Origin of the sequence: Flavobacterium sp. LC2016-13 (assembly GCF_009707955.1) — a bacterium.
GTDB lineage: Bacteria > Bacteroidota > Bacteroidia > Flavobacteriales > Flavobacteriaceae > Flavobacterium.
The window spans coordinates 300,715-313,916 of the sequence record NZ_WMDQ01000006.1 but is presented as its reverse complement, the minus strand read 5'-3'; the positions used below and the strand labels follow the sequence as shown (position 1 = coordinate 313,916).

Genomic DNA, 13,202 nt, shown 5'->3' with positions numbered 1-13,202 from the left:
TTCTCTAAACAGGAATGCGGTTTTTATTTCGTAGAAACCAACAACTCCCGAATATCAACCTTCAAAAATTTAGAAACCTCATAAAGCGTTTCAATAGAAGGTTGAGCTTCATTTGTACACCAACGCGAAACAGTAGATACAGTTTTACCTAAATGATTAGCTAATTCCTTGCTGGTTCGATTGTTTTCAACTAAAACAACTTTTATTCTATTTAATTTAAGTTTCGACACAATGTTGATTTATTGATATTTCATGCAAATATCTTATAATTTAAATATAAGAAAAAGAATATTTCAAATACTCAAAATTGCCCTAAAACAATAATTTAGTGTCTAAAAAATATTATTTGTAGTATAATTTTTACTATTTTTGTTTCGATGAAATAAAAATGAAATGAAGCAATCAGCGAAAAGACGATTAAAAATCCAGCCAAAGCATATCGCAAGATCATATAATCGATACGTTATATTTCCAGAAATACGTCTTTGCGGAAAATGGCTTCAGAAAATCGGTTTTAATTACGGGAGTTTCGTAACGATTGAACATCAGCAAAATAAAATCATTATTACAGCCAATAATGAAATTGAAGGATCACAAACCAGACAATAAAAATTATTCTTTAAATAAATTTTAAATGCCTCAACATTCTTGAGGTATTTTTTATTCGACACATTTTCAATGAATGATAAATCTGACAACACATTATCATTTCAAACAAAAATCAATTAAAATTTAATGAATTACATAAAAAAAGAGATATAAAATTATAGTGAATTTATTATTTAGGTTAAATTAAGATGTTAAACAGGACACAACAGGTTGTGAAATGTAAAAATAACACTTATCTTTAGTCCCAAAATAAACTAACTATGCTAAACCGCTTTTTAATTTTTAAAATTTTCCTTGTCTTTGGTGTTTTATTTTCTTCTAATTTCCTATTGGCACAAGAAAAACCAAAAGAAGCGACATGGATCTGGTATCCAGGTGATTTTGAAGTTTGGTTAAGCAATAAAATGCAAGTAAGACGCACAGAACGCGAAGCAGTATTTCCGCCGCTTTGGCAATATTACAGTCCGTACGCTTTGGTAACTTTTCAAACAGAAGTAGATATTCCAGAACCAGACGAGGCAAAAATATATTCAGAAGGACCTTTTCAATTACTTTTAGATGGTGTTCAGGTTTATGGACAACCAAAATCAATAAAAATTCCTGCTGGGAAACACAAAATTTCCTTTAAAGTATATAATCAAGAAGTATTGCCGGCTATTTATATTGCGGGTAAATATCTTAAATCTGATGCCTCCTGGAAAGTGACCAATGAAGATAAACTTTGGATTGATGAAACCGGAAAAGCACAACAATCCGGTACGCCATGGGTGCCTGTTGGTTCTTGGAATTTTAATTTGCCAGAAAATAAACCTTCTGAGTTTAAGCTAACAACTAAACCTTTGAGTGCAAAAAAAACAGAAAAAATAGGAACTGGTGAATTAGTAGATTTTGGTAAAGAAACTTTTGGTTATATTAAAATTCACGGTTTAAAAGGAAAAGGTAAAGTAGCACTTTATTATGGTGAATCTCGTGAAGAAGCGTTGGATTCTGCCAGATGTGAAACATTAGATCATTTATCTTTTGATGGAAAACAGCCGGAAACTTACACTCATAATGGATCGAAAGCATTCCGCTATGTTCAGGTACAAGCAGATGCAACGGTAAAATACGATTCTATTTCGATGCTTTATGAATATTTACCATTAGACTATCGTGGAGCATTCAAATCTTCGGATGAACAATTGAATAAAATTTGGAATGTGTCGGCTTACACGATGCATTTAACGTCTCGTGAATTTTTTATAGACGGAATTAAACGCGACCGTTGGGTTTGGTCTGGCGACGCTTATCAAAGTTATTTAATGAATTATTATTTATTCTTTGATTCGGCTTCTGTAGAACGAACCCTGTTGGCTCTTCGTGGCAAAGAACCAGTAACGGCCCATATTAATATCATAATGGATTATTCGCTCTATTGGTTTGTGGGCGTTTACGATTACTATTTACACACGGGCGATACGAAATTTATAAAAACTTTTTATCCGCGAATGAAATCACTTATGGAATTCTGCCTAAAAAGAAGAAACACAAACGGATTCCTGGAACCATTAGAAGGCGATTGGGTTTTTATTGACTGGGCAGACGGACTACCAAAAAAGGGCGAGGTTAGTTTTGAGCAAATGCTTTTAGCAAGAAGTTTAGAAGCCATGGCAGTTAGTGCTAAAATTGCAGGTGAAAATGAAGACCAAAAACAGTATCAAAAATTAGCGGATGATTTAAAAACAAAACTATTTGATGTGTTTTGGGATAAAAAACAAAACGTTATGAAACACCAGCGTATAGACGGTAAAATGCAGGATATTGTAACCAGATACGCTAATATGTTCGGTATTTTTTTTAATTATTTTAATGAAGAACAAAAACAAAGTATAAAAAAGAAGGTGTTACTCAATGATGATATTCTTAAAATCACTACACCATACATGCGTTTTTACGAGCTGGAAGCGTTGTGCGCTATGGGCGAACAAGATTATGTGCTGAAAGAAATGAAAAATTATTGGGGCGGAATGTTGAATGAAGGAGCAACTTCTTTCTGGGAAGAATACAATCCAGCCAAAAAAGGAACGGAACATTTAGCGATGTACGGACGACCTTATGGAAAAAGTCTTTGTCATGCCTGGGGTTCTAGTCCAATTTATCTATTAGGAAAATATTATTTGGGTATAAAACCAACCGCTCCGGGTTATTCAGAATATGAAATCAAACCAAATCTTGGAGGTTTACAATGGATGCAAGGAAAAGTGCCAACGCCAAACGGTGAAGTTGAAATTTATTGCAGCACCAAAGAAATCAAAGTAAAAGCCGCTGAAGGAGAAGGAAAATTGATTTTTGAAAGTTCAGGAAAACCAAAAACAAACTCTGGAACAATTACAGAATTAGCGAAAAATAAATATCAGTTGATTGTGAAACCGAATGTGGAATATAAAGTGAGTTATAAGGCTTTGTGAGTTATAAGTTATAAGTTATGAGTGATTAGCTGATAGTTTATAACACCCAGTTTGTCATTCCGACTGAAAGGAGGAATCACACTCGTAACCACAAAGATTGTCACACCAGTTTTGTCATTTCGAGGGGCGAGAAATCCTCGCAAGAAGCTCCACAAAGATTGTTGATTATAGTTGCGGAATTCCTAGTGTGATTCCTCCTCCGTCGAAATGACAAAAAACAGAAAAAATAAAATCAATGTTTTCAAAAAACAAAAAACACAACTTCAAATTAAGAACCGCATTCCTAATGCTGTTAACTGTCTGCATCCAAGCCTCAGCACAAACAACTCCATGGAAACCAGCATCATTTGAAATTGTAAAATCCAATCATAAAACATTCAAAACTACACAATATGCACACGCTTTTTCAGGAAGTAAACATAATATTGTTCGTTTAGCTTCAGAATTACAAGGTTTAACTGGGATTGAAGTTCCTTTAGATCAATATAAAAAAGAAACCAACTCTCCATTACAGTTAAAATTCAAAGAACCCGTTCAGCTTTTGATTGGTGTTTTTGAGGAGATAGATACAGCTGAATTTACTCCTTTAAACTCTGTTAAAATGGTACTTCAAAATGGTTTAACAGTAACAGGTTTATCTCCTATAAATGTGTATGCTGTTTCTTATCCCAAAGGAACGCACAAAATTAATCCAGTAAACAGATCATTCGCTATTTTAGGAGTTATAAAAGCTTCTGAAAAAATAGAGTTCAGAAATGCCAATTTCCCAGACGGAAAACTTTGGAACCCAACTTTTATCGTTGAAGGATTTTCAGATGAAAAACCACTTTTCGAAATTATCGGAGGAGAAAACAAACCCGTTATTGATGAAGAAATGTCTGGTACAGAAGGAATTCAAGGCGGTTTTGAGGGCGGACGTGTCGTAAAAGTTGGTGATACCTATCATATGTTTCCAACCGAAAGAGCTGGAGAAAAAGGAGTAGATTATTATTACGATCGTGTAAAAACCAGAATCGGACACTGGACAAGTAAAGATGCCATCCACTGGAAAAGAGAATCCACCATTTACCAAGCAAGCGGAACATACGCCGTAACCGAAGACGATAACCCAATGAATGATCGTCGTGCTGCAATTTGGTCGTATATGCCTGTTTTTAATGAAAAAGCAAACAAATGGTACGGCTATTATTTGGCGTATACCGTTAGTAAAGAAATAGAACCCAATCATTCTTTCGGAAGAATCTGGCGTTGCGAATCAACCGTTGATGGAATGGAAGGAATTGGAGGTCCATACAAAGATATGGGAATTATCATGGAGCCGGGATTAGACTCAGAACCTTGGGAAGGAAGACAAGGAGTTGCTTCATTTTTCCCATATAAAGTCGGCGATAAATATTTTGGATTTTACAGCGGAGCTTACCCTTTTAATTCATGGGCAGATTATCCCAAGAAAACAGGAAAAGGCTGGTTTGTAGCTTTAGCCGAATCGAAAAGTTTAGAAGGGCCGTGGTCAAGAATCAAAGACGGCAGTAATCCGATTAAAACCATACATCCTTTTTTTGTAGAAAATCCAATTGTGAGTCAGTTACCAAACGGTTTATACATCGCCATTTTTGATGGAGGCCCTGACGGTTGGGGACATCATTTACCCAATATGATGGGATATTCATTATCAAAAGATGGTAAAAATTGGAGCGAAGCAAGATATCTTCCAATAGAAACAAAAGTCAATAAATGGTGGGATATTATGAGAACGCCTTTGTGTTTAATCCCAGAAGGAAATGACGTTTACACCATAGTTTATAATGCAATCGATTTAAAAAGAAGATTTCATCCAACAGGAATGGTAAAAGTAAAACTGAATAAAGACGTAATGGAATCACGTTTGAAGGAATTAAAAAAATAATTTAACGCAGATCTCGCAGATTTTAGCTGATTGACGCAGATAAAAATCAATTAATAATCTGCTTAAATCTGCAAAATCTGCGTGAAACAAAAAAAACTTAGAGCCTTAGCGCCTTCGTGGCAAAAAAAATGTAAAAATGAAAATTAAATACCTAATACTAACCATCTCAGCGCTTTTCATAACGAGCTGTGCAACTCAAAAATACAAGAAAAGAGAAATCAACGAAACCGTAATGCAGGAGATTTATAACGAAGTAAAAACACCTTATAAATACGGTTTGGTAATGGTACCAACAGACAACTCATACAAAATGGATTGCCCAAGCGTATTTAGAAAAGACGGAAAATGGTATATGACGTATTTAATTTATGATGGAAGAGGTTATGAAACCTGGCTAGCAGAAAGCGACAATCTTTTAGACTGGAAATATTTAGGAAAAGTAATGTCTTTCTCAGAAAATGAAAAACATTGGGACGTGAACCAAAAAGCTGGATATATTTCGTTGCAAGACCCAACGTGGGGCGGAAGCTACGAATGGGAAAAATACGATGACAAATACTGGATGAGTTATTTTGGTGGAGACAGCAAAGGTTACGAAGCAGGAATTCTATCTATCGGAATGGCCTATACCAAAGAAGCGCCGACAAAGCCTCACGAATTTCAGAGATTAGAAAATCCGGTTTTAACTCCAAAAGACAAAGACGCCAGATGGTGGGATAATAGCACGATGTACAAAAACAGTGTGATTCGTGATAAAGATAAGATGACGGGACACAATTTTGTCATGTATTATAATGCCCGTGGCGATAGTATAAATCCGGCTAAAGGCGCAGAGCGTATTGCTATGGCAGTATCGGATGACATGAAACAATGGAAGCGTTATGGCAATAAACCTTTAATCAATCATCATAAAGGAATTTCAGGAGATGCATATATTCAGCGTATTAATGATACTTGGGTGATGTTCTATTTCGGAGCTTTTTGGACGGGTTGGAATCAAGGTGCATTTAACCGTTTTGCAGTTTCGAATGATTTAGTAAACTGGACCGACTGGAAAGGCGAGGATTTAGTTAAATCATCTGAACCTTATGATAACATGTTTGCTCATAAATCATTTGTTGTAAAATATAATGGAGTAGTGTATCACTTTTATTGTGCCGTAAACAAAGCAGAACAAAGAGGAATTGCAGTCGCAACCTCTAAAGATTTAGGAAAAAGTGAAATGAATTTTGTGGCACCGCCAGAGAAAAAAGAAAAGAAATAATGAATAATTTTAAAGTACTATTTTTTATTCTGTTTGGGGTAATTGCCCAAGCACAATCCGTTACAGGTGAACCCGCAGGAATTCCTGAACTACATAAAAAATATGAATTTGCACCGTGGGAAGATCCAACGGTTACAAGTATAAACAGACAACCATCGAGAGCAACAGCATATTCTTATACCAATATAGAAGATGCATTAAAAGGTGACAGAACTAAAAGCCGACTTAAAATGCTGACCGGAGATTGGGATTTTAAATATGCTTCAAATCTTAAAGAAGCATCCAAAGATTTCTATAAAGGAAAAGTTGCCGGTTGGAATAAAATCGAAGTACCATCAAATTGGGAATTAAAAGGTTATGATATTCCCATTTATAAAAGTGCCGTTTATCCGTTCAGACCAATAAATCCGCCTTATATTCCTAAAGATTATAACGGAGTTGGTTCGTATCAGCGCAGTTTTACCGTTCCCGAAAATTGGAAAGATATGACCGTAACGTTACATTTTGGAGCTGTAAGTTCTGGTTTTCAGGTTTGGCTAAACGGAGAATTTTTAGGTTACGGAGAAGATAGCTGCCTTCCTTCAGAATTCGATATAACACCTTATTTAAAAGAAGGAGAAAATGTAGTTTCGGTTCAGGTAATTCGCTGGACAGACGGTTCATATCTTGAAGATCAGGATCACTGGCGCGTAAGCGGAATCCAGCGTGAGGTTTTTATTATGGCCGAACCAAAATTACGTATTCAGGATTTCTTTTATCAAACAAAATTAGATAAAGAATACAAAGACGCATCTTTTCAATTGCGACCAAAAGTAGAAAATCTAACAGGCGAAAAAATCAAAGATTATACATTTCAGGCACAATTATACGATGCCAATAATGTGGCTTTATTTAAAGAACCGCTTCAAAAACCAGTTATCGATATGATCAACGAAAGTTATCCGCGTTTAGATAATGTTCGTTTTGGAATGTTTAAGGAAAACATCAGCAATCCAAAAAAATGGAGTTCTGAAGAACCTAATTTATACACTTTAGTAATGTCGATAAAAGATCCAAACGGAAATATTACAGAAGTTAAAAGCTGTAAAGTTGGTTTTCGATCTATCGAATTCTCCAAGGAAAATGGAAAAATGCTCATCAACGGAAAAGAAACTTACGTTTATGGCGTAAACCGTCACGACCAACATCCAACAAGAGGAAAAGCCGTTACAAGAGAAGACATTAAAGAAGATATTACCACCATTAAAAAATTCAATTTCAATTTTATCCGAACAAGTCATTATCCCAACGATCCATATTTTTACGATTTATGCGATCAATACGGAATCATGGTGATGGATGAAGCCAATCAGGAAACACACGGAATTGGCGGAAAATTAAGCAACGACCCAAAATGGACCAATGCTTATTTAGAGCGCATGACCAGAATGGTCGAAAGAGATAAAAATCATCCATCAGTAGTTTTTTGGAGTTTGGGTAACGAAGGCGGAAAAGGACCAAATCACGCTGCAATGTCAGGTTGGGTTCATGATTTCGATATTACACGCCCCGTGCATTACGAACCAGCGCAAGGAAATCCAAGATTAGACGGATATATAGATCCGCTAGATCCGAGATATCCTAAAACAATCGATCACGCGTATCGATTTGAAAACCCGCAAGACGAACCGTATGTAGATATGGTGAGCCGTTTTTACCCGGGCGTTTTTACACCTAAATTTTTAGTCGATCAAAAGAAAGATACACGACCAATTATTTTTGTAGAATATTCTCATGCCATGGGAAATTCAGTTGGAAATCTTAAAGAATTATGGGATGAATTCCGTTCACTTCCAAGAGTTATTGGCGGTTGCATTTGGGAATTTAAAGATCAGGGATTATTAAAAAAAGATCCGGCAACAGGTCAGGAATTTTTTGCTCACGGCGGAGATTTTGGAGAAAAATACCATGACGGAAATTTCAATACAAAAGGAATTGTTGATTCAAACGGAAAACCAAAAGGTTCAATTTATGAAAATAAATGGATTTATCAACCCGCAACAAGTACCTTAAAAAACGATTTTCAATTAGAAATTAAAAATCGTCAGGCCGTAAAATCGTTGGCAGACTATATTCCGGTTTTAAAAATATTAGAAAACGGAAATGTTATTAAAAGCCAAATATTAAAACCGTTCAATCTTGAAGCAGGACAATCTACCATTTTAGATCTAAAACAATATTTGCCAAAATTGAAAAAGGATGCGGAATATTTTCTGAATATCGAATTCCAACTTTCAAAAGATGAACTTTGGGCAACAAAAGGTTACGCTGTCGCGGAAGATCAATTCTTGTTGAAAAAAGCAGATACTTCTTTTGATTTTGAGAAGAAAAACAATGTTGAGGTAAAAACGACAGAAACAGATTCAGATTTTAAAATCAAAGGAAAAACGTTTGATATCAAAATAAACAAAGCAAACGGCGCATTGAATTCTTATGTTTTCAATGGCGAAGAACAAGTTTTTGCACCATTGCTTCCTAATTTTGTCAGACCACTTACAGATAATGACAAAAGAGGATGGAAATCTAATAAAGTATTAAAACCGTGGTATCAGGCAAAATCAAAATTGGTAAATACTAAAATGACTTCATCAATTGACGCAGTGGAAATTACGAGCAATTACGAAGTTATAAAAGACAGTGCAAATGTAAGTGTAGTCTATAACATCAATAAAAATGGAGTTATTAAAGTTGATTACAATTTAAAAGCAACAAACAAATTACCAAACATTCCAAAAATCGGAATGCAAATGGGTGTTCAAAGAAAATTCGATCAAATTTCGTGGTACGGAAAAGGAGAATTAGAAAATTATATCGACAGAAGTTTTGGATCATTTGTGGGGAAATATTCATTGCCAATAAATGATTTTCTGGAACATTATGTAAAGCCTCAGGAAAATGCAAACAGAACCGAAGTACGATGGATGGCTTTTACAACACCTCAGAAAAATAAAGGATTGTTGGTTTTTAAAGGCGAAAAGAATTTAAGCATGAGCGCATGGCCGTACACGCAGGAAAATTTAAGCGCTGCCAAACATACTTTTGATTTAAAAGATCCCGGATTTTTAACCGTAAATATCGATTTGATCCAAATGGGAGTTGGAGGAAACGACAGTTGGACATCAGTTGCACAGCCTTTAGAACAATATCAAATTAAGTCAGGAGATTATCAATATAGTTTTTATCTAATTCCTTTCGAAGCATCAAAAAATGGTTTGGAAGAGAATTTGAAAAAGTTTAAATTTTAAATTACGATCTTATCCTAACAGTCCCGAAGCCTCGGGATAAAATCTGTTAGGTATTTTCGTTTAAAGATTAAAGATATAGTTTGTCATCCTGAGGAACGAAGGATCACACCAGAAGCTCGACAAAGATTGACGATTCTCTGTGTGGAGTTTCGCGTGTGATCCTTCCTGCGTCAGGATGACAAAAGAAAAAACAAGCAAAGCAATGTTTCAAAAAAAACAATTTTTTCTTTTTAGATTTGACTTTCGACTTTCGGCTTTCCGACTTTCGACTGTATTGTTACTCCTTGCGGGCTTTGTCTCCGCACAGGAAATCCATAAAAAAGAAAACACAACTTTTCAACCCACAATCGAATCCTCAAAACCTTGGGTATATTGGTATTGGATGCAAAGTGCCTATTCTAAAGAAGGCATCACAGCTGATTTAGAAGCAATGAAACAAGCCGGAATTGGAGGCGCATATTTAATGACCATAAAAGGCCCGTCAAATCCGCCATTGATGAATCCGCCGGTTCTGCAATTGAGCAAAGAATTCTGGACTTTAGTAAAATGGGCTTTGACAGAAGCAGATCGTTTAGGCGTTAAAATCGCATTTCATCCCGCAGATGGTTTTGCCGTAGCCGGAGGACCTTGGATAACGCCCGAAACATCAATGCAAAAAGTAGTTTGGGCTGATATTTTTGTAAACGGAAATAACACTAAAAATTTACAATTACCAATCCCAAATCATTACAAAGACTATTATAAAGATATAGCAACTTTTGCTATTCCTGTAAAAGAAACATATAGCACATCAAATCAAAATCAACCAAAAATTACTTCTACAATTGCTGATTTTGATGCTTCGTTTTTAAGTGATGTAAAGAAAGACGATCAATTTCGATTGAAAGAAAAAGGCTGGGTACAATACGAATTTGATCAGCCGTTTTTATGCAAATCCATTCAAATCGAAACCAAAGGAAATAATTTTCAGGCGCATCGTTTGATTGTTGAGGTTAGTGACGACGGTAAAAACTTTAAAAGCCTTGGCCGATTAACAACACCACGTCACGGCTGGCAAGATTCGGATGCATTTTATACACACAGCATTATCCCGACAAAAGCCAAATATTTCAGATTTGTATATGATCCTGAAGGAACAGAACCGGGAGCAGAAGATTTAGATCCGGCAAAATGGAATCAGGGATTAAAAGTCTCAAAAATACTTTTGTCAAACGAACCTTTAATAGATAATTATCAGGGAAAATCAGGTGCAATTTGGCGTTTAAGTCCAGAAACCTCTTCAGAACAAATAAACAAAACCGATTGTATTGATCCGTCAAAAATGATTAATATTTCGAAGTTTGTTGATGAAAAAGGAATTCTGAATTGGAAAACTGCTTCAAACGAAAATTGGCGAATTATTCGTTTCGGATATACTTCTACAGGCCACGAAAATGCAACCGCAGGCGCAGGAAGAGGATTAGAAGTTGATAAATTTAATGCAGAAGCTGTTCGTTTTCAACTCGATCATTGGTTTGGCGAAATGTTGAGAACTGCAGGACCGGAATTGGCTTCAAAAGTGGTCAAAATTCTTCATATCGATAGTTGGGAATGTGGCAGTCAAAACTGGTCACCAGTTTTTAGAAATGAGTTTAAAACAAGACGAGGTTATGACATTGTAGATTATTTGCCCGTTATGGCAGGGATTCCAATTAACGATATTCAAACTTCTGAGAAAGTACTTTATGATATAAGAAAAACAATCGCAGAATTGGTTTCTGATAACTTTTTCGCTACACTGGCAGATGTGGCTAAAAAATCAAATGTAAAATTTAGTTCAGAAAACGTGGCGCCAACCATGATGAGCGACGGACTTTTGCATTTTAAACATGTCGATTATCCAAGTGGTGAATTTTGGTTGAAAAGCCCAACGCATGATAAACCAAATGATATGCTGGATGCTATTTCAGGCGGACATATTTACGGAAAAGATATAATTCAGGCCGAAGCTTTTACCGAATTAAAAATGGATTGGGATGAACATCCGGGAAATCTTAAAACGTTGGCAGATCGAAATTATGCTTTGGGAATTAACCGATTTTTCTATCACGTTTTTGTACATAATCCGTGGACGGACAGAAAACCCGGAATGACTTTAGATGGTGTTGGATCTTATTTTCAAAGAGATCAAACGTGGTGGAAACCAGGAAAAGCCTGGGTTGATTATTGTCAGAGAGTTCAGTTTCAATTACAGAAAGGAAAACCGGTTATTGATTTGGCCGTTTTTATTGGCGAAGATTTACCATCGCGTTCCGTTCTTCCGGATCGATTGGTTCCTTTTATTCCGAATATTTTCGGGGTGGCACGTTTAGAAAGTGAAGCCATTCGATTGAAAAATGAAGGTCAACCAAGTATTAAGATTCCAAAAGAAGTAAGTTCTACTAAAAATTCTACCGATTTATCACAATGGATAAATCCCATGAACGGTTATCAATACGATTCTTTTAATGCAGATGTTTTATTAAATAATACAAAAGTTGAAAATGGAAAAGTAGTTTTCAGCAATAGTATTGAATATGGCGCTTTATTATTTCCGGGAACTCATAAAATGGCACCTAATAAAATGATTTCTTTGGCTGTGGCCGAAAAGATATTGCAACTAATAAAAGATGGCGCAACTGTTTTTGTTGATGAAAAACCAGATTTACAACCCGGAATTCAATCAGAAGCAGATCATAAAAAATGGCAGAATGTTTTGAATGAAATTTGGAATACTAATTCAAATGCAGCTTCATGGAAAATCGGAAAAGGAACAGTAATTAAATTGCCCTATTTAGGAAATGATTTTGCGTCAATCGGAATTGAACAAGATATTTATTTTCCAAAATTAAACAGAACCGATTCTGAAACTTTAGCATGGACACATCGTAAATCTGAAACAGAAGATGTTTACTTTCTTTCCAATCAAAATGCAGTAAAAAGACAATTTGAAGCTTCGTTTCGAATTACCGGAAAAAAACCGGAATGGTATAATCCCGTAACAGATAAAACTTCAGCATTAGCAAATTGGAAAATCGAAAACGGAAGAACTATTGTATCCATAAATTTAGACTCAAATGAATCTGGTTTTGTAATTTTTAAAGAAGAAACAAAAGAGATTTTAGCCCAAGGATTTCAAAAAGGTTCTGAATTTGAAACGGTTCAAACATTAGATGAAAAATGGAATTTGCAATTTGATCCGGCATTTCACGGACCAAAAGATGTGGTAAAAACAGCTAAACTTTTTGATTGGAGCACATCTGAAAATGATCTAATTAAATATTATTCAGGAACTGTTATTTATAAAAAAGAGTTTAACTGGAAAGGAAAAACTATGGATAAAATCTGGCTCGATTTAGGAGCAATTGCCAATATCGCAGAAGTTACAATCAACGGAAAAGATTGCGGAACGCTTTGGACTTTTCCCTATAAAGTTGATATTTCTGAAGCACTTAAAAAAGGAAAAAATACATTAGAAATAAAAATCACCAATACTTGGGCAAACCGATTAATTGGCGATCAAAAATTACCAAAAGAAGAAAGATTAACCTGGACAACCGCACCTTTTAGATTGGAAGAGACGCCATTGTTGAAAGCGGGATTATTTGGACCGGTTATGATTGTGAAAGAAAGAAATAAAAAATAGCCACGAATTCACGAATTATTTTAAAATT

Annotated in this window: 7 protein-coding genes; 6 read left to right on the top strand and 1 reads right to left on the bottom strand. The window is 35.4% G+C overall.

What is annotated here, in order from left to right:
• Positions 1 to 23: 23 nt before the first annotated feature.
• Positions 24 to 230: a helix-turn-helix transcriptional regulator gene (locus tag GKZ86_RS14665; protein WP_194632539.1), complete on the bottom strand. Its 207-nt coding sequence runs from the start codon at positions 228 to 230 to the stop codon at positions 24 to 26.
• Positions 231 to 393: 163 nt separating this feature from the next.
• Here GKZ86_RS14665 and GKZ86_RS14660 point away from each other — a divergent pair, with 163 nt between their 5' ends.
• The 6 genes from GKZ86_RS14660 to GKZ86_RS14635 all read left to right on the top strand — a co-directional run bounded on the left by GKZ86_RS14660 (position 394) and on the right by GKZ86_RS14635 (position 13,174).
• Positions 394 to 609 (top strand): SymE family type I addiction module toxin, encoded by a 216-nt coding sequence (locus GKZ86_RS14660; RefSeq protein ID WP_154783826.1) that lies wholly within the window; start codon positions 394 to 396, stop codon positions 607 to 609.
• A gap of 260 nt (positions 610 to 869) precedes the next feature.
• On the top strand, positions 870 to 3,056 hold the full coding sequence (locus tag GKZ86_RS14655; protein WP_154783825.1) for a family 78 glycoside hydrolase catalytic domain: 2,187 nt from the start codon (positions 870 to 872) through the stop codon (positions 3,054 to 3,056).
• A gap of 235 nt (positions 3,057 to 3,291) precedes the next feature.
• A complete protein-coding gene (locus GKZ86_RS14650; protein WP_154783824.1) occupies positions 3,292 to 4,962 on the top strand; it encodes a hypothetical protein in 1,671 nt (556 codons plus the stop codon).
• 136 nt (positions 4,963 to 5,098) lie between these two features.
• The gene (locus GKZ86_RS14645) at positions 5,099 to 6,226 is read left to right on the top strand and encodes a glycosylase (protein WP_154783823.1); all 1,128 of its coding nucleotides are present in this window, start codon (positions 5,099 to 5,101) and stop codon (positions 6,224 to 6,226) included.
• Positions 6,226 to 9,510: a glycoside hydrolase family 2 TIM barrel-domain containing protein gene (locus GKZ86_RS14640; protein WP_154783822.1), complete on the top strand. Its 3,285-nt coding sequence runs from the start codon at positions 6,226 to 6,228 to the stop codon at positions 9,508 to 9,510. Before GKZ86_RS14645 ends, GKZ86_RS14640 begins: the two co-directional genes overlap by 1 nt.
• A gap of 202 nt (positions 9,511 to 9,712) precedes the next feature.
• Positions 9,713 to 13,174, top strand: a complete 3,462-nt coding sequence (locus tag GKZ86_RS14635; protein ID WP_154783821.1) for a glycosyl hydrolase — start codon at positions 9,713 to 9,715, stop codon at positions 13,172 to 13,174.
• The last annotated feature ends 28 nt before the right edge of the window (positions 13,175 to 13,202 follow it).